Below are 26,281 nucleotides of genomic sequence, written 5' to 3'. Positions count from 1 at the left end.
GCTACCTGCTCTCCGGCGACTTCGTCTTCTCCGGTGACCTGGGCCGTCCGGACCTGCTCGACGAGGCAGCCGGCGGCGTCGACACCCGCTTCGAGGGCGCCAAACAGCTGTTCGCCAGCCTGCGGGACAAATTCCTGACCCTGCCGGACTACGTCCAGGTCCACCCTGCCCACGGCGCCGGCAGCGCCTGCGGCAAGGCCCTCGGCGCCATCCCCTCCTCCACCGTCGGCTACGAGCGCCTCTACGCCTGGTGGGGCCCGTACCTCGCCGCCAATGACGAGCAGGGCTTCATCGACGAACTCCTCGACGGCCAGCCCGACGCCCACGCCTACTTCGGACGGATGAAGCGCGAAAACCGTGAAGGCCCGGCGGTCATGGGCGAACGCACCCCGCTTCAGGAACTGGACCCAGCCGACGTCGCCAAGGACCTCGCCCAGGACACCGTCACCTTCATCGACACCCGCCCCAACACCGAAGTCCACGAAGGCACCGTCACCCGCTCCTTGAACGTTCCCGCCGGCAAGTCCGTGGCCAGCTACGGCGCCTGGGTCGTGAACCCGGAAACCGACAAGAACCCGCTCGTGCTGCTCGCCGCCGGGCAGAAACAGGCCCAGGATATGTGGGACCACCTGGTCCGCGTCGGCATCGACAACGTCGCCGGCTACGTCACCACCATCGAGGGACTCCCCGTCAGCACCCCGCCCCTGATCCGGCCCGAAGAACTGGGCAGCTTCGATGCAGCCATGGTGCTGGACGTCCGCAACCGCACCGAGCACACCGCCGGGCACATCCCCGGCTCCCACCAGCTCAGCGGCGGCCGCGCCATGTGGCACCTGGACCAGCTTCCGGCCGAAGGAACCATCGTGACCTACTGCCAGTCCGGGGTCCGGAACTCCGTCGCGGCCAGCGCCCTGCGCCGCGCCGGGTACGACGTCGTCGAACTCGACGGCAGCTACGCCGCCTGGGACGCCTGGCAGCAGGAACGCGAATCCGTGTCCAGCAACTAAACAAAAGCACCACGAACCCTGGTTGAGAGCCTTGGCGGCGGCACAGTAGGCCCGGCCGCCGCCATAGCTTTGCCCTCGACCACCTCGCCCTGACACTTGGAGCACATCCGTGAGATCCGGCCACACCTCTTCACCGCCCAGGCAAAGGGATCCAATCAGACTGGGCCTGCGCCAGAACCTGGCGCAGTTCATGCTCCTCGTAGCCGTCAACGCCCTCGTGGGCGGCACCCTCGGCCAGGAGCGCACGGTACTGCCGCTGCTGGCCGAAAAAGTCTTTCACCTCGACCAGTACACCTCCGCCCTGACCTACATCCTGGCGTTCGGCCTGGCCAAAGCCGCCACCAACTACTTCGCCGGTACCCTCTCGGACCGGTACGGCCGCAAGCCGGTCCTGGTCGCCGGCTGGCTCATCGCCCTCCCCGTCCCCCTCCTGCTGATCTTCGGGCCCTCCTGGGGCTGGATCGTCACAGCCAACGTGGTTCTGGGCATCAGCCAGGGCCTGACCTGGTCCACCACCGTCATGATGAAAATGGACCTGGTGGGCCCCGAACGCCGCGGCCTCGCCATGGGGCTGAACGAAGCGGCCGGCTACCTCGGCGTCGCAGGCACCGCACTGGCCACCGGTTACATCGCTTCCTCCTACGGACTGCGCCCCGGGCCCTTCCTGCTCGGCGCTGCCTTCATCGCCGTCGGCCTTGGCCTGTCCGTGCTGACCATCGGCGAAACACACCACCACGCCAAAGCCGAAGCCGCAGTGCACGTCCCGGTCCACGCCGGCAGCCATGCCGGGCTGAGCAACCGTGAGGTGTTCACTCTGACCAGTTTCCGGGACAAGTCCCTGTCCTCCGTCAGCCAGGCCGGGATGGTGAACAACCTCAACGACGGCCTCGCCTGGGGCCTGTTCCCTGTCCTGTTCGCCACCGCAGGGCTCAGCATCGAACGCATCGGCATCCTCGCCGCCGTCTACCCGGCAGTCTGGGGCGCCGGTCAACTCGTCACCGGTCCCCTCTCGGACCGGATCGGGCGCAAACCACTGATCGCCGGAGGCATGCTCGTCCAAGCCCTGGCGCTGGGCATGGTCGCCCTCGGAAATGACTTCGGAACCTGGCTTGCCGCCGTCGTCCTGCTCGGTGCCGGCACCGCCATGGTCTACCCCACACTGCTTGCAGCGATCGGCGATGTCGCCCACCCCGAATGGCGGGCCAGATCAGTGGGCATCTACCGGCTGTGGCGCGACGGCGGGTTCGCCGTCGGCGCCCTGCTCTCCGGCATCATCGCCGACGCCTACGGCATCCCCGCCGCCGTCGCCGCCGTCGCCGCCCTGACTGCGCTCTCCGGCATCATCGTCGCTGTTCGAATGCGAAGCAGGGACCACCGCGGCCAGAGATGAACGAGGGAACCAATTCAAGGACGGATGACCGGGATGCCCAGGTCGGTCGGCCCCAGCCGGGCCAGCCGTTGTGCATCTGCGCGCTTGTCGTGGAGGAATCGGAGGGTCAGGTCGATGCCCTCGAGCTCGCCGAGCCATCCTTTTGTTTCGGCGAGCTCGCGTCGGGTGATGAGGTCTTCATTGATTTCGTCGAGGCGCTGGATCATGACAGGGTCGACTTGGAGCATCGGGCAGCGGATGCAGGCGTGTTCGTGCTCGCAGGGGGTGGCGTAGGGCCGCCAGCAGTTGCCGAGTTCGACCTTGCGTTTGTCGAAGTGCTCTTCGAATTCGGCCCATTCAGTGGTGGTCGGGGTCCTGTATTCCCGGGCGGCCCGGGCCGCCCGGCGGCCGGCGAGGTGGATCTGGTAGTGGCGGATGACGTCTTCCTGGAAGACGGTCACGTAGCCGTGGGTGGTCTGCACGTCCAGGTGTCCAAGGAGGGCGGCGCCAATGTGGATCGGCAGGCCGTGGTTGACGAGGTCTGTGGCGAACAGACGGCGGAAGTCGTGCGGGGTAAACCGGCAACCGGCCAGCTCAGGGTGCTCAACTGCCAGGGCGTCGCTGAGCTTGGCCAGTTCCGCGCGCAACGTTCCGGGATTGATGACTTCGGTGCGTTGCCCGATCGTGCGCTGGAACAGGAACGGTTGCGGTGCACTCGTGATTCGTTCGTACTTATCAAATCGCGTGGCCAGCGGCACGCCCCGCCGGTTCCGGGTGAGGCGGCGGATGATTGTCGCAATCACATGGAACAGCTCGGCGGTCATCGGGATCACGCGCTCACGGTCGGTCTTGGACGGGGCGACCACCAACAGGGCCACAACTTCCCCGTTGGGCCGGGCGTACTGGCGGATGCTCAATTGGGATAGCTCCAGAAGTTCCTCGCATCGCAGCCCGGTGTGCCGCAAGGTCTCAACGGCTGCCCACTGCCAGAACGCGGCGTCCTCAGTGAAGGTGACGTTGAGCTTCCGTCCGGTCGACTCATCGAGCACCCGGATGTTGGCCCGGCCGTGACGCTCGGCGTGCCGGGCGTCACCGACGGTGAACAGCCTCCGATAGTTCTTCGCTCCGACCGTCAGCGCCTGGTCGGGTTCGGCATCGGTCGCTGCCTTCAGAAGGTCATCCAGGTGGTCCCGGCGGGCGGTCACGGCGGCGACGAAGGCAGGAAGGAGCGGTTGAAGCAAGCGTATGCGGCCATCCATGCGTTCCTTGGCTCGGCGTTTCGTTTTCGCCTGTGACCTGGTTTCCCTGCTGCCGATGGGGCAGGGCGCAACCCATCGGGCCCAGCGTTCGGGCTCCTGGGCTGCCCAGCCCTGGATATCGAGGTAGAAGGCCCGAATCGTCGTCAGGACCGCGTCCGCGCTCAGACGCGTAAAAGGATGCGAGGACAGCCCGTGCGTGATTGATGGTCGCCGGCGCATACCCCTCAGCCAGCGGTCTTTTCCCGGTCCGTGGATTCATCACCCGTGCCCCGCTCCCCCGCCGCTGAGGATTCACGGCCGAGCGCATCCAGCCGACCATGACCTCGACCTCCAGACGGCCCGCCTGGTCCCACGGGACGCCGATCAGTTCCAGCACCCGCCACCAGCGCAGCAGGTCATTGCCATACGAACGCACCGTCAACGGGCTCATGTCCGTCAACACGAGATCGCGAAGAAACACCGAGAACACCTCGATCTCACGCCCTGCCTCGTCGACCACGGCGTAGGGCAGAAGACCTGCCACGTTTTGCCGGACAGCACCAATGCCAGGCAACCCGATCTGACCCTCGAGCAGCTTCAGCCGCATTTCGTCCACGATGACCACCTCTCCGGAAAGCCTGGGTTCAGTCTCCCCGAAGTTCAGTCAACAGGACGTCCTTCCCCTACGTTCCCGTTGTGGATAAAGCCGAGGAGAACCTGAAGGTCCCCGCCTGGCTGAACGATCCCACGCTGTACCACAACCGCGGCGACACCACCTTCCAAGGCGAGGACTCCTACTACGGCGACTTCTTCGGCCTGGATGACCTCTTCACCGAGAACCCCAAAGTGGCGGACGGCATGGAGGAGATCTACAAGACCTGGATCGGCGATTTCGGGGTGGACGGCTTCCGGATAGACACCATGAAGCACGTCAACAACGAGTTCTGGCAGGAATTTGGCCCGGAGATGCTCAGCTACGCCAAGGCACAGGGCAAGGACGAGTTCTTTATGTTCGGCGAAGTCTTCGACACGACCAAGTCCTTCACCTCGCAGTTCACCACCCGCAACCAGATGCAGGCCGTGCTGGACTTCCCGTTCCAGGAGGCCGCCCGGAACTTCGCGTCCAAGAGCCAGGACACCCGCTCGCTGGAGACGTTCTTCGCCGGCGACGACTGGTACACCGACGCCGATTCCAACGTCTACCAACTGCCAACCTTCCTGGGCAACCATGACATGGGCCGCATCGGCAGCATCATCGCCGCCGACAACCCGGGCTCAGCCGACACGGAGCAGGTGGCCCGCGACCAGCTGGCCCACGAGCTGATGTATTTTTCCCGTGGCAACCCGGTGATCTACTACGGCGACGAGCAAGGCTTTACCGGCCCCGGCGGCGACCAGGACGCCCGGCAGACGCTCTTCGCCAGCCAGGTGCCGGAGTACCTCGACGACGACCTGCTGGGCACCGACGCCACGCACGCCAGCGACAACTTCAACGCCGGCCACCCGCTGTATGCCAAGATCAGCCAGCTCGCGGCCCTGACCAAGGGCCACCCTGCCCTGCGCGACGGCGCCCACCAGCACCGCTACGCCTCCGAAGGGCAAGGGATCTATGCCTTCTCCCGCACCGATGCGGAGGACCAGCGTGAGTATGTTGTAGCCCTGAACAACAGCGAACAGCAGCAGACGGCGGACGTGCCCACCTACATCGGCAAGCGCAGCTACACGCAGATTTACGGTGCGGGCGCGGACACGGTGAAGACCTCAGCGGACGGAAAGCTGACAGTCACCGTCCCGCCGCTGTCGGCCGTGGTCTACCAGTCGTCGGGCCGTATTCCGCACTCCAAGGCGGCTCCCGCCGTCGCACTTCAGGAACCTGCCGCGGCACCGGCGGATAACGGCCGGATCAACGTGACGGCCGACGTCGGCGGTGCTTCGTTCTACGAGGTCACCTTTGAGGCCAGGACGGCGGGCGGTGGCTGGGCACCGATCGGCACCGACGACACCGCGCCGTACCAGGTGTTCCACGATGTCGCTGCCTTGTATGCAGGCACCGTCCTCGAATACCGCGCCACGGTGCTGGACAATGGGGGCCACCGTGCCACCAGCCAGTCCCGGGCAGCCGCCGTTCCGGCGCCGATCCTAACCATGCAGAAACCCGTCGAAGGCAGCAGCGTGGAGGGTTCCGTGGAGCTCAGCGCCACCGCAGATCCGGAAAAGTCCAGCCATATGGTGTCCTTCGAGCGCAGCATCGCAGGCGGCGGTTGGACTGCTGTGGGCTCTGACGACTCATCACCGGTGTACTCGGCGACCGATGACCTGGCAGGCCTGGAACTCGCCGACGGCACCGTGGTCCGATACCGCGCCGCCATGACCGGTCCCGGCTTCAGCGTGGTCAGCGAACCGCGGACGGTGACGTTGGGTGAGGCACCGCAGCCGGACTCAGTGACTGTTGCGGGGTCGTTTAACGCCGGGATGGGCTGTCCAAAGGATTGGGACGAGGCCTGCCCAGCGGCCTTCATGACCTTGGACCCGGCGGATAACATCTGGCGGCTGACCGTGGACCTGCCAGCCGGGCAGTACGAATACAAGGCCGCGCTCAACGGCACGTGGGGTGTCAGCTACGGCGCGGACGGGCTCCTTAACGGGAGCAACATCGTCCTTGACCACCCCGGCGGAGCGGTCACTTTCCGCTACGACAACCGCACGCACGTCACCACTGCCGTCTACGCATCCCAGCAGCCGCAGGCGGTTTCAGCGGTGGGAAGCATGGGGTTGGAGCTCGGCTGCGAGGATGACTGGCTGCCGGCCTGCGACCAGGCCCAGCTGACGCTGGACCCGGCAACGCAGGTGTGGAAGCTGGCCGTCGCGGACCTCCCGGCCGGCGACTACGAGTTCAAGGCCGCACTGAACCGGGGCTGGGACGAGAACTACGGTGCCAACGGCGTACGCAACGGCGGCAACATCTCCTACACGCACGACGGCGGCGCGGTCACCTTCCGGTACGACCACGCCACCCACCTGCTCACGGCGGGTTAGGGCCCAGCGCTGTTTTTCGCCGCGCCGCCTAGCACCGCGATGCGGGGCACCGTCGGTCCGTTCCGGAGTTTCGGAGCACCGACCGGTGACCCCGCATTGCTGTGTGCCGGCTACTCCGGCACCAGCCCTGACGGGTACTCAGCCTCTGGGCCAGCGGTTCCCCCCATAGCGGCGACCAGCCGTTCACGCGCCCGCCCAAGGTGTTCGTCCAGCAGTTCGGCCGCGGCCTCGCCCTGGCCGCCCTCGATCAGCTCAAGGATCTTCTGGTGTTCGGCCAGTATCAGCTCCGTGTCCAGGAGGTGCAGTGACTGGACCCGGACCATGCACAGCCGCACCTCACCCACAAGCGAGCGGTACATCCGGCTGATGCGCTCATTTGCCACTGCGTCGATCAGGCTTGTATGGAAGCGCATGTCAGGTTCCACAACGTCCAGCGGCGTACCCGACTTCGATGCCGCGATATCGCGGTTGGCCTGGACGGCCTCCTGCGGTATCTCCCTGGTGCGCGCCAGCCGGCGTAGTACTTCGCTTTCCAGATAGGCGCGTGCCAGGTAGATGTCCCGCACGGATTCCGGTCCCAGGTCCACGACCCGTGCGGTCTTGTGCGTGCCCCGGTCCAGCAGCCCCTCCGCCACGAGCTTCTCAATCGAGGCTTTGGCGGTTGGGCGTGCCACTTCATAGGACGTGGCGATGTCTGTCTCAGTGAGCGCCTCGCCGGAACCCAGGTCACCAGAGAAAACGCGGCTCCGCAGATCCGCAGCGATCGCGTCGACGATTGAGACTGCAGCAATGCGGCCGGCCATGTGCGCTTCTCCTGTAAAGTCTTTTCCCATTTCCCCCAATCTTGCCAGACAAGTCAACACATGCACTTGACCAACATGTGTACTTGTTAGACAATCGTTGGGCGCCACAGTGTTGTGACGCCTAACACAATCTGGAGACACATGTTTCAGCAGATCCTCGACCCCATTTCCGGGTCCCTAGTGATTTCAGCCCTTTGCGCTGCGCTTCCCCTCGTCCTGCTTTTCGTTCTGCTGGGCGTTTTCAAAGTCAAGGCACCCAAAGCTGCCCTGGCCAGCCTCGCCCTGTCCCTCGTACTGGCCATCGTTGGCTGGCAGATGCCGGTCAACCAGGCCCTGAGCGCCACCGCGGCAGGCATCTTCTACGGCCTGTTCCCTATCCTGTGGATCCTTGTTAACGCGCTGTGGATCTACCGGCTCACCGTGGCCACTCCTTGGTTCGAAGTGCTGGGGCGCACCATCCGTTCGATCTCGAACGACCTCAGGATCCTGTCCATCCTGATCGCCTTCTGCTTCGGCGCCCTGCTGGAATCCCTGGCCGGATTCGGCGCGCCCGTGGCCATCTCTGCAGCCATGCTTATGGCTGCAGGAATGAAGCCCTTGAAGTCGGCCATTGTCTCGCTGCTTGCCAACACTGCCCCGGTTGCCTTCGGCGCGATGGCCGCGCCGATCATCGCCCTGAACGGTGTCACGGGCCTGCCGCTGAATGAGCTTTCCTCAATGGCCGGACGCCAGACGCCGTTCATCGCCCTGATCGTTCCGCTGCTGCTGGTGTTCATCGTGGACGGCCGTCGTGGCGTGAAACAGACCTGGCCCGTGGCCCTCGTCGCAGGCGTCGCGTTCGGTGCGGCGCAGTTTGTAACCTCCAACTACTTCGCCGTGGAACTCACTGATGTTGTGGCCGCCGTCGTAACAGTGGCCGCCGTGCTGCTGATGCTGAAGGTGTGGCAGCCGAAGGAAACCGTCGGGATGGGAGGCGCCGTCCAGGCTGCACTGGAACCAGCCGAGGCAGCCGCCGTCGCTGCACGCGCAGGTGCCGGTTCGGTGAGCGGAGCCAGCTCAAGACACTTTGCCGAACGGCCCGCCTCGGGCAGCGCGGTGCCAACTGACAGTGCGGTACCCACCGATAACTCGCGGCCCGAGCCGCGGAAGATCTGGATGGCGATCGCCCCTTACCTGATCATCATCGCGGTGTTCTCGGTGGCGCAGATTCCGTTCGTCAAGGCCTGGCTGAGCCAGGTTGGCAGCGTCACGTTCGCCTGGCCCGGCCTGGACATCACCGACTCGGCCGGCAAGCCTGTCGCGGCCACGAAGTTCAAGCTGGACCACCTCAAGGCGACCGGCACCCTGCTGCTGTTCTCCGGCCTGCTCACCATGCTGCTGTACAAGATCATCGCATCACAGGGCCTTCGCATCTACCGGGACACCCTGGTACAGCTGCGCTGGACCATCGTTACCGTCACGGCCGTGCTGGGCCTCTCCTTCGTGATGAACCTTTCCGGCCAGACCACTACGCTCGGCTTCGCGCTGGCCTCCGCGGGCGGTTTCTTCGCCGTCCTCTCACCATTGATTGGCTGGATTGGTGTGGCACTCACCGGCTCCGATACTTCCTCCAACTCGCTGTTCGGCCAGATGCAGGCCACCGCAGCGGAGCAGACCGGCCTTTCTCCGGTGCTGATGGCCGCCTCCAACTCCTCCGCAGGGGTGATGGGCAAGATGCTGTCGCTGCAGAACCTGGCGGTGGCCTCGGCCGCGGTGGGCCTTGACGGTGCAGAGGGCACCCTCTTCCGGAAGCTCCTCGGCTGGAGCCTCGGCCTGCTGGCGCTCATCACCGTGCTGATCTTCCTGCAGTCCACCCCCGTACTGGGCTGGATGGTCCCCTGATGGCACCCCTGGACATAGCTGGCCTACGCGCGGCGGTGAAGGATCCCACCCAGGTGAAGACCCGGGCCATCGACCTGCACGCGAACGCCCACGATGCCTCGCACTTCCTCCTGATCCCGCAGGCTGTGGTCACGGCGGGGAGCGCCGCCGAGGTGGGCGGGCTGCTGCGTGCGAGCGCTGCCCAGGGTGTGCCGCTGACGTTCCGCTCCGGCGGAACGAGCCTGAGCGGCCAAGCGGTTACCGACGGCGTGCTGGTGGACGTGCGCCGCAACTTCCGGGACATCGAAGTGCTTGACGACGGCGCGCGGGTCCGGGTACAGCCCGGCGTCACCGTACGGGCGCTCAACGCGAGGCTCGCCCGCTACGGCCGCAAGTTCGGCCCGGATCCGGCCAGCGAGGCGGCGTGCACCATCGGCGGCGTGGTGGCCAACAACTCCTCCGGCATGAATTGCGGGACCGTGGACAACACCTACCGGACGCTGGAGTCGTTGACCGTAGTGCTGCCTTCCGGCACCGTGATCGACACCGGGGCGGTCGACGCCGACCAAAAGCTCCGCGCCCTCGAACCGGAACTCTACGAAGGTTTAGCCCGGTTGGCGGAGCGCGTCCGGAACAACCCCGACTCCGTCGACCGGATCCGGCAGCAGTTTTCCATGAAGAACACTATGGGCTACGGCCTGAACTCCCTGCTGGACTTCAAGAGCCCGGTGGACATCATGGCCCACCTGATTGTCGGCAGCGAAGGCACCCTAGGTTTCGTGGCAGAGACGATTTTCCGCACCATCCCGCGGCTCCAGCACGCCGCCGCGGGCCTGCTGGTATTTCCGGACCTCGAGGCGGCCAACGCGGCCCTGCCTGCCCTCGTAGAAACAGGGGCCGCAACCATTGAGCTGATGGACGCGCTGTCACTGAAGGTGGGCCAGACGCTCAAGGGAACGCCCGCCGTCGTGCAGGACCTGGCGGTCCGGGACCATGCCGCCCTGCTCGTGGAATACTCCGCCGGCAGCGCCGGACATTTGGCGGAGCTCCAAGTCAACGGCGAGGGCATCCTCATGGGCCTGGGGCTCTCCACCCCCGCCCGGTTCACCGGTGACGCCCGGGAACGGGGCCAGCTCTGGCAGTTGCGCAAGGGCCTCTACGCCTCCGTCGCCGGTGCGCGCCCCCAGGGCACCACCGCGCTGCTGGAAGACATTGTGGTCCCCGTCCCGGTGCTGGGCCGCACCTGCCGGGAACTGATCCGGCTTTTCGACAAGTACAGCTACGGCAACAGCGTGATCTTCGGCCACGCCAAGGACGGCAACGTCCACTTCATGCTCACCGACGGTTTCGCCACCGCCGCAGAACTGGACCGTTACAGCGCCTTCACCGAAGACATGGTGGACCTGGTCCTGGCCGAGGGCGGATCGCTGAAGGCCGAGCACGGCACCGGGCGCGTGATGGCCCCGTACGTCCGCCGGCAATACGGCGATGAGCTCTACGACGTGATGCGCAGCATCAAGCGGCTTTTCGACCCTGCCGCGATGCTCAACCCGGGCGTCCTCATGGACGAGGACCCGCTGGCGCACCTGCGGCACATCAAGACGGCGCCTCCGGTCGCCGAGGAGGTGGACCGCTGTGTCTCCTGCGGCTACTGCGAGCCGGTGTGCCCCAGCAAGGACATCACCCTCACGCCGCGGCAGCGGATCGTCACGCTGCGCGCCATCGAATCCGCGCGGCTGGCCGGAGACACTGCGCTGGTCACGGAACTGGAAAAGGACTACGAGTACGAATCTGTGGACACCTGCGCCGTGGACGGAATGTGCCAGACCGCCTGCCCGGTGGACATCAACACCGGATCGCTGGTAAAGAAGCTGCGGAAGGCCGACGCCGGCCCGCTCGCCAACGGGGCGTGGAATGCCGCCGCCAAGCACTGGGAAGGCGTCACCCGGGGTGCTTCGCTGGCCCTGACTGTGGTGAACAAGCTCCCGGCCGCCGCCATCGCCCCGCCCAATAAGGCCGCGCGGGCAGTGCTTGGGGAAGACACAGTCCCGCTGTATTCGGCCGAACTGCCGGGCGGCGGTTCGGTGCGGAAGCGTCCGACGCCGGCGGGCGAAGTGGACGCTGTCTACTTCCCTGCGTGCGTGGGGACCATGTTCGGGCCCGCGGGTACGGCTCAGGACGGCCAAGGGCACGGCGTCCAGTACAGCTTTGAACAGCTTTGTGCCAGGGCAGGGATTACGCTCCTTGTCCCGGAAGGGATCGATGGCCTCTGCTGCGGCACGCCCTGGTCCTCCAAGGGTATGGCCGCAGGCCAAAAAACGATGCGGGAGAAGACCCTGGCAGCCCTCCGGGAGGCAACCAAGGACGGCGAACTGCCCATCGTCTGCGACGCGTCCTCCTGCACCGAGGGCCTGCGCCAGGCCGTCGAATCGGACACGCCGGCAGCAGGGCAGCGTCCACTGCGCATGGTGGACGCCGTGGACTTCGCCGCGGACCGGATCCTTCCTGGGCTGCCCGATCACGGGAAGCTGGAGTCCCTGGCCCTGCACCCCACCTGCTCCTCCACCCGGATGGGCCTCAACGATGCCCTCGGTGCCGTGGCCGGCGCCGTCGCCGACCGCGTGGAGGTGCCGGAAAACTGGGGCTGCTGCGCATTCGCCGGGGACCGTGGGATGCTGCACCCGGAGCTGACGGCATCAGCTACCGCGAAGCAGGCCGCGGAGGTAGCGGACATGGGCGCTGCGGCGCACGCGTCCTGCAACCGGACCTGCGAACTGGGTATGACGCGGGCAACCGGCGCGCAGTACCGCCACGTGCTGGAACTCCTGGAGGAGGTTACCCGCTGACCCACGGCTAAGCGGGTTACCGATCGAGGTCAGCTGCGGCATGGGTCAGCCGCGCAGCGCCTCCGAAACCGCGGCCAGCAGGGAGTTGAACCGGGCGTTGTTGGGGAGGTCGTCAATGAGCATCGCGCGGCCGTCCGGATCACCGAGCGGGACCTGCCAGTTCGGATACAGCGCCTCGGTGGTGCCGGGCTGGTTCTGCACGCGCCGTTCCCCCACCGCATCCACCAGGGCCACGCCGAGAAGGACCGACGGCGTCTGGGCCAGCAGGCGGTGCAGCGCCTCGATGGTGCGTTCCTCGCTGCCGGTGCTGCCGTAGCCACCCTCAGGCAGCAGGCCGCGTTCCCGCAGCAGCCCCATCATCTTTTCGAGCGTGGCCGTGTGCTCCGCCCGCTCTTCCGCCTCGGGGCGTGCCAGGAGGCCCAGCCTGCTGCGAAGAGCCACGTGGTCGCCCGCCAGGTAGCCGGCGGTGGGCGGCAGGTCGTGGGTGTTGACGCTGGCGAGGGCCTGCGTGCGGTACAGCTCCGGCGGCAGGGGTGAATCGCCGTCGTTCTCGAACCAGAGGATGGAGGTGCCCAGGATGCCGCGGGCAGCGAGGTAGTCGCGCACCCACGGCTCGAAGGTTCCCAGGTCCTCGCCGATCACCACGGCGCCGGCACGCTGGGCCTCCAGTGCCAGGATACCGATCAGTGCTTCGTGGTCGTACGTGACATAGGCGCCGTCGCGCGGGGAGTTGCCGGCCGGCACCCACCAAAGGCGGAACAGGCCCAGCACGTGGTCCACCCGAATGCCGCCGGCATGCCGGAGTACGGTGGAGAGCATGTTGCGGAACGGCGCGTAGCCGGCCTCCGCCAGGCGGGCTGGATGCCACGGCGGCTGGTTCCAGTCCTGGCCGAGCTGGTTGTACATGTCCGGCGGCGCCCCCACGCTGATCCCGGGCGCCAGGACACCGCGGAGGGTCCAGGCGTCGGCGCTGCTGAGGTCCACGCCCACGGCAAGATCGTGCACCACGCCCAGCCGCATCCCCGCCCGGCGCGCCGCCTGCTGCGCGTTCTCAAGCTGCTCATCACAGATCCACTGCAGCCAGCGGTGGAACCCGATCCGGTCCGCAAGCTTCCGGCGCAGTGACTCCGCTTCAGGGGATCCCAGCGCGCAGTCCGGGTCGGCCCACAGCGGATGGTCCGGTGCCAGGTCTTCCCGGATGGCGGACCACAGCGCAAAGTCATCCAGCCCGGAGCCGGAGATCCGGCAGAATTCGTCGAACGCTGCCTGCCGCGCCGGCGAGCGCCGGGCGTGATACAGGAGTTCCAGGGCCTGGAGCTTGGCGGCGTACACGGCGTTCCGGTCCAGCCGTTCCCCGTCCTTGTTCAGGACCTGGACCTGCTCCTGCAGGCTGTCCACCGCTGCGCGCTTACGCAGCTTCAGGTAGGCGATTTCCGGGATGGCCTCCACCCGGATGTACAGCGGGCTGAAGAAGCGCCGCGTGGACGGCGAGTAGGGCGAGGGCTGGACCGGCGGCACGGGTTCCGCGGCGTGCAGTGGGTTGACCAGCACGTAGTCCGCGCCACGGGCGCCGCTGAGTGTGGCCAGGTCCGCGAGGTCGGCGAAGTCGCCGATCCCCCAGGACCGCTTGGACCGCACGGAATAGAGCTGGGTTGCCAGGCCCCACCCCCGCCGCTCCACCAAGGAATCGGCGGTGGTAAGCCGCGCCGGAACCACCACCAGCGCGCCCTCGGCTGTGACGCCGTCGGACTCTGCCTGCAGTGTGTGCCAGCCCAACGGCAACCCCTCCGGCACGGCAAACGTGGCCCGGCCGGTGGCCACACCATCCACCTCCTGGGGCGGCACCCAGACGTCCTGCTGGACAGCTTCCACGGGCTCGCCCGTACCGGCCTCGAGCACAACTGTCAGACGCGCTGTCGAACCGTCCCGGACGTGGACGGGAACCAGTGCGGTTTGGCCCTGCTGGACCACGACGGCGGGCGGCAGCATCCGCCGCCACGGCGCCACTTCCGCCTCGGCCAAGGCAGTTTCGATCAGTTGGTTCGTGTGGGCGGGGACGCCCAGCGCCGCCAGAACCTTGGTCAGGGTCTCCGGGGCGACGCTGTGCGGCAGCCCGTCCCAGCCGTGGAACGAGGTGCCCACGCCGTGAACGTCGGCGAGGCGTTGGAGCAGGTGCCGGTCCACGGGCTCATGACCGGCGGCATCACCATAGCCCGGTGGAACCGGTGTGCCGAAAATTTGAGCGTGCTGCTGGTCTGGAGCCTTCATGGATGTCCGCCTCGTCTGGTGTGATGGGCCCGAACTTACATTGCTTGCTGACGCACGGGAGCAACACGCCCCCGCGCACGACTGTTGCAGCCAACGATAGTCCGGCGGCAGCCCTCAGGGCGCCGAATCCCGGACTATCAGGTCAAAGCCCGCCTCCGCGTGGACCCCGTCTGCCCTCGCTTCCAGCCCGTCAATCCGGTCGATCAGCAACCCGACGGACCGTTCCGCAATCTCATCCATGCCGGGCGACACGGTGGTGAGCGACGGCGAGGCGAACCGTGCCTCGTCGATGTCGTCAAAGCCCGCCACGGCAACGTCCTGGGGCACCTTCACGCCACGGACGAGCAGTTCGTGCATGGCGCCCAGGGCGAGGGCGTCGTTGAGCCCGAAGACGGCGTCGAACGGAATGCCGTGTTCCAGGAGGCCGGCGACGGCGGCTGCTCCCCCGTCGCGGCGCCATTCCCCGGGTGCCACCAGGGCCGGGTCAAACGGGACACCGGAGTCCTCCAGTGCGCTCCGATAACCGTTGAGTCGCAGGCCGGCCGAGCCCGCTGATTCGCCAGGATGGGCGCCGAGCACGGCAATACGACGGCGGCCTCCGGCCAGCAGGTGGGCGGTGAGGGCCTGGGCGGCGTCCTGGTTTCTCATGGTGACCAGATCCAGCCGGGGAACCTGAATGTGCTCGCCGAGCAGCACCACCGGCTTGCTGCCGCGGTGGGAGGCGACGGCATCGGCCCTCATGACGAGTGGCGTGAACAGGAGTCCGTCGGTCAGCTGCCGCAGCGGACCCTGCAGGGCACCGAGTTCGTTGGCTTCCAGGGCGCCGGACTTCCACCAGCACGCGGTAGCCGCGCCGCTCCGCCGCCGCCATCACCCTTGAGGCCAGCTCTGCGTAGTACGGCGCCGCGAGGTCGGACAGCACCAGGCCCAGCATGTGGGTCTTCCCGGAGCGCAGGCTGCGAGCTGTCAGGTTCGCCTCGTAGCCCAGTGCGGCAATGGCATCCTGGACCCGTTGCCTGGTGGCCGGCCGGATGAACTCGTAGTCGTTGAGCACGTTCGACACGGTCTTCAACGACACCCCGGCGACGCGCGCCACATCGTTCATGGTCACTGCCATGAGCGGTCAGCCTTTGGCAGCCTTGGCCGCCGCCTTTGCTGCCTGCTTGCTGGCCCGCACCTTGGCGAGCGATTCGGGACTCACGATGTCGGCAACCGAAAGGAAGGCATCCTCCTCGCCGTAGTGGCCGGCGGCCTCGCGCCAGCCGGGTGCGTTCAGCCCGCGCTGCTTCCCCAGGAGCGCAAGGAATATCTTTGCCTTCTGCTCCCCGAATCCTGGCAGTGCCTGCAGGCGGCGCAGCACCTCCGGGCCGTCCGGGTCGCCCTTGGTCCAGATCAGCGTCGCGTCGCCGTCCCAGTCATGCTGCACCGTCTCGGCGAGCGCCTGGACACGTCCCGCCATCGAGCCGGGGAACCGGTGCACCGCCGGCCGTTCCTTGAACACGTCGACGAAAGCCTGAGGTTCGTACGCGGCCACCGCGGCCGGGGCGATGGACCCGATCCGGGCCCGGATCTTCTCCGGCCCGGCAAAGGCGGATTCCATGGTTACCTGCTGGTCCAGCAGCATGCCTGTCAGCAGCGCAAACGCGTCATCGGTCAGCAGTTGGTCGGCGGCCGGGTCACCGGTGATATGCAGTTCCATGGCCCTCATCTTTCCACCTCCCGCGGCCTGCGTCATGACCTGGAGTTTTTGTCCATGTAATGGGACTTCGCCAGTCGTTTTGCGCATTACGTGGACAAAAACTCGGTATCCGGACACGAAGTTGCCGCCCGGTACCGGACCGTGAAAACACCGAGTTCGCGGGTCAGTTCCAGGTGTTCGACGAGGGCGCCGAAACTCCGTCGCCGGAGGGGTCCGACGCTGAACGCCGGCTCATGGTGATCGTGCCGGCGGAGGAGAACTCATCAGCGCGGAGTTGAATAGTTCTTCCGAAAAACCAAGTACTACCTAATTTGAAAAACAAGTACCGATTACGCGGTTGCCGGGGGCCCTGCCAGAACTAAGTTCGACTAATGAGTTAAGACTCGCAAACCGCACTGGTTTGGATGTCTCACTAGGGGGTTGTGGGAAGGATGAATACACGACTCGGCAGCCGCGTTTTCCCGCTCCAAGGGGTCCGGGAAATAAGCGGGGCCGGCGACGAGGAGGTCTTAGAGACCAAGGCCTCTCCCCCAGCCGTCGCCGGCCCTTTGTCCTCCACGCTTCACATTCATCAAACGCTTCCAATCAGTTCCTGGTGTGCCGGCGGGAGGCGAAGGTGAAGTATTCCCGATCCGAGGCTTCCCAGGCACACGCGTCGGCGGGCAGGAGGCCAGCGCCCGCTCATCCGGCCCAACACACCACCCAGCATGCAGCCCCGCATCCGGGGCCGGCGGCAATCCCGGACCGCAGGCCCATCCCGGCACCGGGCGATCGTCCTGGCGCGGAACCGGCAGCCAAGGCGTTCACCATCGGGATGGTCGGCGCCGACGGGCTTATCCCTGACTTGGTCACCGGCTCGAAGGACCTGTCTGACTCCCTGGAGATCCTGGCCCACCTGGGAGCCGCCACGCTGAGCCGGCTCGCCGGCGTTCCCATCGAATGCGCCCTGGTCATGAGCCGGGCCAAACGCTCCAGAACCACCGCTGGAACGGGCACGCGGACCGCGACGTTGGCCCGGTTGGAAAAGGAAGTCGGCGAAGGCCCCCTGACCGAAGCCCTCACCGGCACAGGGACCGCGGCCATGAACCACGTGGCCTCCGACTTCCGCTGGGGACGCTACCGGCCGCACTTGCAGGACGCCGGGTTCGACAGCGTCCTGGGCCTGCGGCTTTCCCTGGATGAGGGCACCGAGGCCGCCCTCGCCTTCTTCGCAGCCAGCCCCCAGGCGTTCCCGCTGCACGTCACCGCCGAGGCCCGCAGTTTCGCTGACCTCGCGTCCCGCGGCCTCAGGCTGGCCCTTGAGTTGGAGTCGGCCAGCACCAGGGCGTCGGACCTGCAGTCAGCTTTGGAAAGCCGGACGTCCATCGACATTGCCTGCGGCGTCATCATGGCGCAGAACAGGTGCTCCTACAACGACGCAATTGCCATCATCGCCAAGGCATCCAGCCACCGGAACATCAAGCTCCGCAAGGTGGCTGAGGGCATCCTGGCGAACCTGCCAGGCGGAGCACCGGACACGCATTTCGAGCATTAGGCTTCCTCAGGTCATCCACGTTGGCCACCGCCAATGCCCATGCCCGTGCCCGTGCCCGTGCTGGGGTGTACACGAAAGAAGACCAGAGACGAAGTGTCTCTGGTCTTCCGCGTGGGTGGGCCCTGTGGGGATCGAACCCACGACCCACGGATTAAAAGTCCGATGCTCTACCAACTGAGCTAAAGGCCCCAGCCGACGGTCAAACGACCGATCAGCCCAGTCCATTTCTGGACGTAAAATACTTTACCCCACACACGGGGCGGCTTTGGCACGCAGGTTGTCCGCCGCCGTCGTATGTTCCGAATTCCACACAGCGTCACCGGCGCTGGCAAGGTCCATCCTGGCTGCAAACAGTACTCGATTTCCCGCGCGGCACAGGAGTAGCGTGGGGGGCATGAGCGAACAAGCAGGACCCAGTCACTACGGCGGAGCCAACCGGCATCACAAGCCCAAGCCGTTCGCCCCCATCGACTTTGAGCCGTTCGCAGGCGGCCCCGATCCTGCGCGCGTCTCCGAGGCCGCCCACCTCGCCGCCCAGGCACTGGTGCGCCACGGACGCGACAGCGACGATCCCGTCATCACCGAACGCCTGGTCAAGCTGACCGACGAGCAGGGCCTGGAGGCCATCGCGGAGATGTGGGCGGAAAGCCCGGCGCGTTCGCTGCCCGGCGCCCTCTGGCGGCTGTACGCCCTGCGCGCCGCCACCGTCCAGGACCCCGAACGGATCTCCGTGTACTTCCGAGCAGGCAAGGACACCGCGCAGGTTTCCAACGTGGTGGCCGGCGCCGCTGAACCGCCGGGAGCCGAGGAAATGCGGACCATGGCTGACGCCATTCTCTCCGGAGCGTTCGACGGCGAGTTCGACGTCGCGCTGGAACGTTCCGCCGCGTTCTGCCGCGTGGTGGCGCTGGGCCAGGCGACGATCGCCGACGGTGCCGAGCTCGGCAACGAGGCCCACGCAAGCAAGCTCACGCGGAACTCGCACCAGCTCGTGAAGACGGCCGAGGACCTTGAACATGCGGCAAACGCCTGGCGGCTGGGCGAGCTCGACTGAACCACCGGCGCAGGTCTGTCAATGTTGACTTGGGCCAAGCAACGTAGAACACTGAAACTGGTGTCGAGCCGCGAAACCCCCGGGCTTCAACAATTAGCCGCCTAGAGCGGCCTACCGCCGAGAGGCGTATCCGGTTCGGCACCATTTTTCTGCCTGTTTACAGGCCGCGGGCACTGGGCCGGTAGAATCAACATCAGCTGCTGGCCTGCGTCAAGTCACAAGTGGGCGGCCCCCGACCCCTGTACATCCCCGGAGACCGGTATCCCAACGTGAAGCTGCGCCTTTTTCCCCAGGAGCCCGCAGGGCTGACCCTGCTGTCCCAGATGGCCCAGCAAATTGTGCACGCCAGCGCCACCATGGCAGAGATCCTTGGCGTCCCCGCGTCCGAGCACGCAAAACTCGTGGACGACATGCACAACCACGAGGCCACGTCCGCCGAGCTTCACTTCGCCCTGCTCACCCACATGCGCACCAGCTTCGTAAACCCGCTACCCCGCGAAGACATGTACGCACTGTCCCGCTACCTCAACGAGGCCATCGAGAAACTGGATGCCGCCGCCGAGCTGGTGGCCCTGTACAAGCTGGAGCGGTTGCCAAAACGGGCGGCGGACCAGGTGGATGTCATCAGCCGGCAGGCCGAACTCACGGTGGACGCCATGCGCCGGCTGAACAACCTCGATGACCTGGAGGACTACTGGATCGAGATCCTGCGGCTGGCCAAGCGCGCCGAACGGTCGCACCGGGTCTGGGTGGCGGACATGATCCACGAAATGAAGTGGGCGCAGTATTCCCGCCACCGCGACATCGCCAACCAGCTGGTGGAAGTCACCAAGGACATGCGGCGCATTGCCACCCAGGTGGGCAGCATCATCGTCAAGGAATCCTGAGGTGACCGCAGTCATCTTTGCTGCGGTGGTTGTGCTGGCCGCGGGATTTGCCTTCCTGAACGGCTTCAGGGACGCCTCCACGTCCGTTGCGCTGGCTGTCCGCACCCGGGCGCTCACGCCAAGCGTGGCCGTGCTGCTTGCGGCCTTCTTCAACTTCCTGGGCGCCCTGCTCAGCGCCAGCCTGGCGGTAACCATCAGCCAGACCTGGATCAGCCTTCCAGACGGCACCAACGGCCTTAGCATGCTGGTTGCAGGGCTCGCGAGCGCCTGCGTCTGGGGTGTCCTGCTGTGGTGGCGCGGCATCCCGGCGTCCTCCACCCATGCCCTGGTGGGAGGGCTGGGCGGCGCCGGTCTGGCCAGCCTGGCCGTGGGCGGCGCAGGTGTGGGCGCGGTGAACGAGTCGCTGCTGTTCCAGGTGGTCCTGCCGCTGCTCCTGTCGCCACTGGTTGCTTACAGCGGCGCGTTCCTGCTGGTTTTCCCAGTCACGTGGGCGGCACGCTACACCCAGCCCAACGTTGTCAACCAACGCTTCCGCCGCAGCCAGTCCATCGCCGCCGGCGCCGTGGCATTCGGGCACGGCCTGCAGGACGGCCAGCGGATCAGTGCCGTGCTGCTGCTGGCCCTGCTGGCGGCTGGATATTCCGACGGCGGCACTATCCCCATGTGGGTGGCGCTGCTCTCCGCGGTGATGATAACGGTGGGAACGCTTTTCGGCGGCTGGCGGATCTCTCAAACCATCGGCTACAAAATCACCCGGATTGACCCGTTGCGGGGCTCTGTGGCCCAGATCTTCAGCGCGGTGATCCTGTTCGTGGGCGCCATCGGACTGCACTGGCCCGTGTCCACCACCCACATCGTGACGTCCGCCGTGCTGGGCGCAGGCGAGAACCAGAACTTCTCCGTGACCAACCGGAAGCTGGTGATCCGCATTCTGGGGCTGTGGGTCCTGACCCCCGCGGCAACCGCTGCCGGGGCGTTCGTGCTGGCCTTGGCGATGTCACCTTTGGCGGGCTGAGCGCAAGCTTTAAACGCCGCATCGACTGTCCCCACCGGCTCCCTGGCCGAGCTTGCGAGGTTAGGGAGCCGGTGGGGCTTATCCGAAGCGGCCGGAGACGTAGTCCTCGGTGGCTTTCACGTTGGGGTTGTTGAAGATGGTCTGAGTGTTCCCGTATTCGATCAGCTTGCCCGGTTTGCCGGTACCGGCGATGTTGAAGAACGCCGTCTTTTCCGAAACGCGGGCGGCCTGCTGCATGTTGTGGGTCACGATCACCACGGTGTACTGGTCCTTGAGATCGTTGATAAGGTCCTCGATGGCCAGCGTGGAGATCGGGTCCAGCGCGGAGCACGGCTCGTCCATGAGGATCACCTGCGGTTCCACCGCAATGGCACGGGCGATGCAGAGGCGCTGCTGCTGGCCGCCTGACAGGCCGGATCCTGGCTTCTCCAGGCGGTCCTTGACCTCGTTCCAGAGGTTGGCGCTCTGGAGGGACCTCTCTACGAGGACGTCGGCCTCGCCCTTGGAGATCTTCTTGTTGTTCAGCTTTACGCCGGCCAGCACGTTGTCGCGGATGGACATCGTGGGGAACGGGTTGGGCCGCTGGAAGACCATGCCGATCTGCGAACGCACCGTCACGGGGTCCACGCCGGGGCCGTAGAGGTTGTCGCCGTCCATCAGGACTTCGCCTTCGACGCGGGCGCCGGGCAGAACCTCGTGCATGCGGTTCAGGGTGCGCAGGAACGTGGACTTGCCACAGCCTGAGGGACCGATGAAGGCCGTTACGGACTTGGCCTCGATGTTGATGCTGACATCCTCCACGGCCAGAAAATCGCCGTAGTACACGTTCAGGTCTTTGACGTCGATGCGCTTAGACATGGTGTTCCTTCACTTGCTGGGGTACGGATTGAAGTCTAGGGTTTGGCCGCGAGGACCGGAATGGCCTGCTGTAAAAATTTCACCGGCCGGTCTTGGGAGCAAAGGTCCTGGCGACCAGCCGGGCGCCAAGGTTCAGCACCATTACCAGGATGATCAGCACCAGGGCGGCGCCCCAGGCCCGCTGCGAGGACGGGTCCGGGTTCGCCGGCGAGGTGGGGTTCAGGATCTGGGTGTAGATGAACGTGGGTAGCGAGGCCATCCAGCCGCCGAACACGTTGGTGTTGATGCTGGTGGCAAACCCGGCGGTGACCAGGATGGGCGCAGTCTCACCGATAACGCGGGCGATCGCCAAGGTGACGCCGGACGCGATGCCGGAGATCGCCGTCGGGATAACCACCTTGAGGATGGTGCGCCACTTACGCACACCCAACGCGTAGGCCGCTTCGCGCAGTTCGTTGGGGACGATCTTGAGCATTTCCTCGCTGGAACGCACCACTACGGGAATCATCAGGACCGAAAGCGCGACGGCGGCGACGGCACCCGTTTTGGTGCCGGGCCCCACCACGGCGAAGAAGAACGCTGCGGCGAACAGGCCGGCCACGATGGACGGGATGCCCGTCATAACGTCCACAAAGAACGTGATGGCACGGGCCAAACGGCCGTCGTGGCCGTACTCCACCAGGTAAATGGCGCTCAACAGTCCGACGGGCACGGAGATCAAGGTGGCTACCAGCGTGATCTGGATGGTGCCCAACAGGGCGTGGTAGATGCCACCAATAACGGGGGCACCCTCTTCAACGGCCTTATTGTCGTAGACGCCCGTGACGCCGTTCATGGAGCTGGTGAGGAAGCCCGGGGCGATGAGGCCGGGGACTCCGTTGACCAGCACCGTCCAGATCACGGAGATCAGTGGGAGCAGCGCGATCAGGAACGAGCCCACCACTAGGCAGGTGGCCAGCTTGTCCTTGGCTTTGCGTGAGCCTTCCACCGCCGCACTCCAGCCCACCAGGCCGGCAGCGAAGAGGATGGCCGAGACGATGCCCCAGCCAAAGGCATTGAACCCGATCAGTGCCAGGATTGCCGCGCCCACGATGAGCGCGAGTCCCAGGACAACGTACGGCGCGTACTTGGGTAGCTGGCCTTTGGTGAGGGCTGAACGCTTACTGCGCACGGGGGTAAGAGTGGAGGACATTTAGTTGGCTCCCGAGAATTCTTTGTGCCGGGTGATGATCCAGCGGGCAATCATGTTCACGCCTAGGGTGATCACAAACAGGACCAGGCCTGCGGCGATGAGCGTGCTGACCTTCAGGCCGCTCGCTTCGGGAAAGTTCAGGGCGATCTCCGCGGCGATGGTCTGGTTGCCGGACGTGATCAGGCTGGCTGTCAGGGCACCGGAAGAGAGGACCAGGGCAACTGCCATGGTCTCGCCCAGCGCACGGCCCAGGCCCAGCATGACGGCGCTGATGATGCCCGGACGGGCGAACGGCAGGACCGACATTTTGATCATTTCCCAGCGCGTGGCGCCGAGGGCCAGGGCGGCTTCCTCATGTAGCTTGGGCGTCTGCAGGAAGATTTCGCGGCTCAGGGACGTGATGATCGGCAGGACCATCACCGAGAGCACAATGCCCGCGGTCAGGATGGTTTTGCCCGTGGCAGAGGCGGGACCCTGGAAGATGGGCAACCAGCCCATGTTCTCGGCCAGCCAGTTGTAGGCGGGGGAGATTTCCTTGGCAAGGAACGCCGCGCCCCAGGCACCGTAAATCACCGACGGGATGGCGGCCAGGAGGTCCACCACATAGCCAAGGCCGGACGCCAGTCCGCGCGGGGCGAAGTGAGAGATGAACAGGGCCACGCCGATGGCGATGGGTGTCGCGATCACCAGGGCAATGGTGGCCGCAATGAGGGTGCCAATAACGATCGGCCAGATGTAGGCGAAGAAGCCTTCGCCGCCCTGGATCTCGGCGGCCGGGGCGGTGAGCGCCGGAATGGCCTGGACAACAAGGAAGAGTGCCACGCCGAACAAGACGGCGAGGATGAGGCACCCGGCGGTCAGGGCGGCGCCGGAAAAGATCTTATCCCCGGCGCGGCCTGCGCCCTGGGAACTAGTCAGGGGGGTGGCGGTCATTCCAGACCCTTCGGTTGTGGGCGGTGCCTAAATCGAGCTTACAAGCCAAAGTTCCCCGCCCCGCCTTTCGGCGTGGCGGGGAACATGGTTCAGGGACAGGTACTAGGACTTGACCTTGATGGATTCGATGGCCTTGACGGCCTTCTCGGCCAGGGCCGAGGACAGCGGCGCGGACTTGGCAGAATCGGCGGCGGCCTGCTGGCCTTCCTTGGAAACTACATAGTTCTCGAAGGCCTTGACCAGGTCAACGGTCTCCTGCTTGTCATAGGTGGCGCAGACAACGTGGAAGGAGACCAGGACGATCGGGTATGCGCCTTCAATTGTGGTCTTGCGGTCCAGCTTGATGGACAGGTCGTTGGCGGTGCGGCCTTCAACGGGCTTGCCTGCATCAACAGCCTTTGCGGCTGCGTCAGCGGAGATCTTGGTGAAGGACTCGCCAACCTTGATCTGAGCAACGCCGAGCTTGCCGCTGACTGCGGAATCATCTGCGTAAGTCACTGCGCCGGGGGTATCGGTGACGGTCTTGACAACACCGGAGGTTCCCTTGGCGTTCTCGCCCTGCAGGCTTGCAGGCCAAACGCCGGAAGCCTTGTCGGTCCAAACATCCGCAGCAGCAGCCGCAAGGTACTCGGTGAAGTTGGTGGTGGTACCGGAATCGTCAGAGCGGTTCACGGGAGTGACCTTCAGGTCCGGGAGGGAGACTCCCGGGTTCAGGGCGGCGATCGCCGGATCGTTCCAGTTGGCGACCTGGCCACGGAAGATCTTGGCAACGGTAGCTGCGTCAAGCTTCAGCTCGGTGATGCCCGGGAGGTTGAAGGCAACCGCGATCGGGGAAATGTAGACCGGGATGTTGATGGCGCCGTCAGGGCCACAGACGGTCTTGGAGGATGCGAACTCTTCGTCCTTCAGGTAGGCATCCGAGCCGCCGAACTGGGCTGACCCGTCCACGAGCGCCTTGCGGCCAGCGCCGGAGCCATCCGGGGAGTACTGCACGGTGGCGCCGGGGTTGGCGGCGGCGAAGCTGGTCTTCCAGGCGTCCATCGCTGCGCCCTGCGCGGAAGAGCCGATGCCCGTCAGCGTGCCGGTGACCTTGGGGCCGGCGGAAGTCTGGTTGCCTGCAGGCGTGTTGCCCGTGGCGTTATCTGAACCGCAGGCGGTGAGCGCGAGTGCGCCGACTGCGATTACAGCGATAGCCGCGTGGCGGCCGAAACGGAGTGCCTTCACTAGATGTACCCCTTCCAGGGATATTCAGCGGCGGCAGGACCGGAGACGCCCTGCAGCGCGATGCGTACGTTTTGTACCTTCAACGAAGGTATGGGCCGCAGGTAACGGGATGGGCGGCCGCAGATGAACAGGAGATTAACGACGGCAGCATATTGGCTTACAACTGCAGCGTCACCATTGCGCAGGTCACACTTTCGGGCGTAGGTGCCGGGCCGGCAAATAGACTGGAGGGCATGGCCGCAGCAGCAGGATTCTCAGCAAGCAGGCGTTTCCTGCGCGGACGCATCCGGACCGGCCTGGTCCGGAGCCGGAATTCCCTGGTTCCCGCCGTCCAGATGACCGCGTGCGCGGTGGGGGCGTATGCCTTCGCCGAGTACGTCCTGGGGCACTCCGGACCCCTCTTTGCGGCCACATCGTCACTGATCGCGTTGGGCTTCTCGCGTGACCCGCGGCTGCGCCGGGTGATGGAGGTGGGCCTCGGCTGCACCATCGGGATCGCCGTCGGTGATCTGCTGCAGCACTGGCTGGGCAGCGGAATCTGGCAGGCCGCCGTCGTACTTCTGTTCTCCATCCTGCTGGCCCGTTTCCTGGACAGCGGCAACATCTTCACCACGCAGCTGGGCCTGCAATCCTTGCTTGTGGTGCTGTTGCCGGCGCCGGACGGCGGGCCTTTCACGCGCAGCCTGGACGCCGTGGTGGGTGGCCTTTTCGCCCTCCTGGTGACCATCCTGATTCCGAAGGATCCGCGCCGGGAGCCCCGCAAGGATGTCCGGAAGCTGCTCCACGAACTGGCCGAAGTGCTTCGGGAATGCGCCACCGCCCTGACCGAAAGCGACTCCACGCAGGCCTGGCACGCGCTGATCCGCGGCCGGAACTGCCAGCCGCTCGTGGACGCGATGCGCCATTCCCTGCGCGCTTCCGGTGAAGTGGCCACCCTCGCACCGGCCCACCGCCGGCACCGCGACGAGCTGGACCGGCTTGAGAATTCCCTTGACTTCATCGACCTTGCGCTCAGGAACAGCCGCGTCTTCGCACGCCGGCTGACCAGCGCCATCAACCACGCCGCGCTTTCAGACAACGCCACCGCGAACATCGCCGACGTGCTCCAGGAAACCGCGGCCGCGATTGATGAACTGTCGCTCGGCCTGGCGGAAACGCAGGACGGCGTGCGCCGCGCCCATCTTCGGACGGCCCGGCAGGACTTCAGCGAGATCGCGATGAGGCTGCACCCCAAATTGCTGGAGGTCGAGCGGCTTGAGGGTGAGACTGTGGTAATGCTGTTCCGGCCACTCATGGTGGACCTCCTGGAGGCCACCGGCATGGATGCGCGCGAGGCCCGGGACGTGCTGCCGGGGTTGTAGCGCTGTCGCCCAGATGGCACTTCGCGCCAGTCCCGAGGCCTGCCATCGGCATGTGCTGTCATCTCGCGGGTCTTGAGCGTTCCTGTGCGTTCCCCGG

At 65.9% G+C, this 26,281-nt stretch carries 18 protein-coding genes, 1 tRNA gene and 2 pseudogenes; 10 read left to right on the top strand and 11 right to left on the bottom strand.

What is annotated here, in order from left to right:
* Both NG697_RS13900 and NG697_RS13895 read left to right on the top strand, forming a co-directional pair.
* Positions 1-1,007: rhodanese-like domain-containing protein (locus NG697_RS13900; protein ID WP_252614501.1), on the top strand; the 1,007-nt coding region annotated here is incomplete at its 5' end.
* A gap of 190 nt (positions 1,008-1,197) precedes the next feature.
* Positions 1,198-2,397 carry an MFS transporter gene (locus NG697_RS13895; protein WP_252614500.1) on the top strand — a complete coding sequence of 400 codons (1,200 nt, stop codon included), beginning with the start codon at positions 1,198-1,200 and terminating at the stop codon, positions 2,395-2,397.
* Positions 2,398-2,411: 14 nt separating this feature from the next.
* Here the strand turns inward: NG697_RS13895 and NG697_RS13890 are convergent, their stop codons facing one another.
* On the bottom strand, positions 2,412-3,635 hold the full coding sequence (locus NG697_RS13890) for a tyrosine-type recombinase/integrase (protein WP_252614499.1): 1,224 nt from the start codon (positions 3,633-3,635) through the stop codon (positions 2,412-2,414).
* Positions 3,553-4,230, bottom strand: coding sequence for a hypothetical protein (locus NG697_RS13885; protein ID WP_252614498.1), 678 nt, complete (start codon positions 4,228-4,230; stop codon positions 3,553-3,555). The genes NG697_RS13890 and NG697_RS13885 overlap by 83 nt, the downstream gene beginning before the upstream one ends.
* A gap of 56 nt (positions 4,231-4,286) precedes the next feature.
* Here NG697_RS13885 and NG697_RS13880 point away from each other — a divergent pair.
* A pseudogene (locus NG697_RS13880) lies at positions 4,287-6,650 on the top strand (pullulanase X25 domain-containing protein); the annotation flags it as partial.
* Positions 6,651-6,760: 110 nt separating this feature from the next.
* On the opposite strand, the gene NG697_RS13875 reads toward NG697_RS13880, so the two are convergent.
* Entirely contained in the window at positions 6,761-7,453 is a 693-nt protein-coding gene (locus NG697_RS13875; RefSeq protein ID WP_252612033.1) for a GntR family transcriptional regulator, read from the bottom strand.
* A gap of 141 nt (positions 7,454-7,594) precedes the next feature.
* On the opposite strand from NG697_RS13875, the gene NG697_RS13870 reads away from it, so the two are divergent.
* Complete coding sequence (locus NG697_RS13870; protein ID WP_252612035.1) at positions 7,595-9,334, top strand: L-lactate permease; 1,740 nt, start codon at positions 7,595-7,597, stop codon at positions 9,332-9,334.
* The gene (locus NG697_RS13865) at positions 9,334-12,159 is read left to right on the top strand and encodes an FAD-binding and (Fe-S)-binding domain-containing protein (RefSeq protein ID WP_252612037.1); all 2,826 of its coding nucleotides are present in this window, start codon (positions 9,334-9,336) and stop codon (positions 12,157-12,159) included. Before NG697_RS13870 ends, NG697_RS13865 begins: the two co-directional genes overlap by 1 nt.
* Positions 12,160-12,204: 45 nt before the next feature.
* Here NG697_RS13865 and malQ read toward each other — a convergent pair whose 3' ends face one another.
* The 3 genes and pseudogenes from malQ to NG697_RS13850 all read right to left on the bottom strand — a co-directional run bounded on the left by malQ (position 12,205) and on the right by NG697_RS13850 (position 16,135).
* The gene (malQ, locus tag NG697_RS13860; RefSeq protein ID WP_252614497.1) at positions 12,205-14,427 is read right to left on the bottom strand and encodes a 4-alpha-glucanotransferase; all 2,223 of its coding nucleotides are present in this window, start codon (positions 14,425-14,427) and stop codon (positions 12,205-12,207) included.
* Between the two features lie 114 nt (positions 14,428-14,541).
* Positions 14,542-15,544: pseudogene (locus NG697_RS13855) on the bottom strand (LacI family DNA-binding transcriptional regulator).
* 6 nt (positions 15,545-15,550) lie between these two features.
* On the bottom strand, positions 15,551-16,135 hold the full coding sequence (locus tag NG697_RS13850) for an HhH-GPD-type base excision DNA repair protein (RefSeq protein WP_252612048.1): 585 nt from the start codon (positions 16,133-16,135) through the stop codon (positions 15,551-15,553).
* A 607-nt stretch (positions 16,136-16,742) separates the two neighbouring features.
* On the opposite strand from NG697_RS13850, the gene NG697_RS13845 reads away from it, so the two are divergent.
* Positions 16,743-17,660 (top strand): ANTAR domain-containing protein, encoded by a 918-nt coding sequence (locus tag NG697_RS13845; RefSeq protein WP_252614496.1) that lies wholly within the window; start codon positions 16,743-16,745, stop codon positions 17,658-17,660.
* A 116-nt stretch (positions 17,661-17,776) separates the two neighbouring features.
* On the opposite strand, the gene NG697_RS13840 is transcribed toward NG697_RS13845, so the two are convergent.
* A tRNA-Lys gene (locus NG697_RS13840) sits at positions 17,777-17,849 on the bottom strand.
* 205 nt (positions 17,850-18,054) lie between these two features.
* Between NG697_RS13840 and NG697_RS13835 the strand changes: the two genes are divergently transcribed.
* The 3 genes from NG697_RS13835 (at position 18,055) to NG697_RS13825 (ending at position 20,616) form a co-directional block, all read left to right on the top strand.
* Positions 18,055-18,714, top strand: coding sequence for a hypothetical protein (locus NG697_RS13835; protein WP_056347859.1), 660 nt, complete (start codon positions 18,055-18,057; stop codon positions 18,712-18,714).
* A 269-nt stretch (positions 18,715-18,983) separates the two neighbouring features.
* On the top strand, positions 18,984-19,601 hold the full coding sequence (locus tag NG697_RS13830) for a DUF47 domain-containing protein (RefSeq protein WP_252602466.1): 618 nt from the start codon (positions 18,984-18,986) through the stop codon (positions 19,599-19,601).
* A 1-nt stretch (position 19,602) separates the two neighbouring features.
* Positions 19,603-20,616, top strand: a complete 1,014-nt coding sequence (locus NG697_RS13825; protein ID WP_252602467.1) for an inorganic phosphate transporter — start codon at positions 19,603-19,605, stop codon at positions 20,614-20,616.
* Between the two features lie 78 nt (positions 20,617-20,694).
* Here NG697_RS13825 and pstB read toward each other — a convergent pair whose 3' ends face one another.
* From pstB to pstS, 4 genes are all read right to left on the bottom strand, one after another.
* On the bottom strand, positions 20,695-21,474 hold the full coding sequence (gene pstB / locus NG697_RS13820) for a phosphate ABC transporter ATP-binding protein PstB (RefSeq protein WP_058930354.1): 780 nt from the start codon (positions 21,472-21,474) through the stop codon (positions 20,695-20,697).
* A 79-nt stretch (positions 21,475-21,553) separates the two neighbouring features.
* Positions 21,554-22,666 (bottom strand): phosphate ABC transporter permease PstA, encoded by a 1,113-nt coding sequence (gene pstA, locus NG697_RS13815; RefSeq protein WP_252614495.1) that lies wholly within the window; start codon positions 22,664-22,666, stop codon positions 21,554-21,556.
* Positions 22,667-23,599: a phosphate ABC transporter permease subunit PstC gene (gene pstC / locus NG697_RS13810; RefSeq protein WP_104063028.1), complete on the bottom strand. Its 933-nt coding sequence runs from the start codon at positions 23,597-23,599 to the stop codon at positions 22,667-22,669.
* A gap of 102 nt (positions 23,600-23,701) precedes the next feature.
* Positions 23,702-24,823: a phosphate ABC transporter substrate-binding protein PstS gene (gene pstS / locus NG697_RS13805; RefSeq protein ID WP_252612042.1), complete on the bottom strand. Its 1,122-nt coding sequence runs from the start codon at positions 24,821-24,823 to the stop codon at positions 23,702-23,704.
* Between the two features lie 233 nt (positions 24,824-25,056).
* Here pstS and NG697_RS13800 point away from each other — a divergent pair, with 233 nt between their 5' ends.
* Positions 25,057-26,184, top strand: coding sequence for an FUSC family protein (locus NG697_RS13800; protein WP_104063030.1), 1,128 nt, complete (start codon positions 25,057-25,059; stop codon positions 26,182-26,184).
* Positions 26,185-26,281: the final 97 nt, after the last annotated feature.

It is taken from the genome of Pseudarthrobacter raffinosi (genome assembly GCF_023913835.1).
In the GTDB taxonomy this organism is placed as follows: domain Bacteria; phylum Actinomycetota; class Actinomycetes; order Actinomycetales; family Micrococcaceae; genus Arthrobacter; species Arthrobacter raffinosi.
This window is presented reverse-complemented; position numbering and strand designations above follow the sequence as displayed.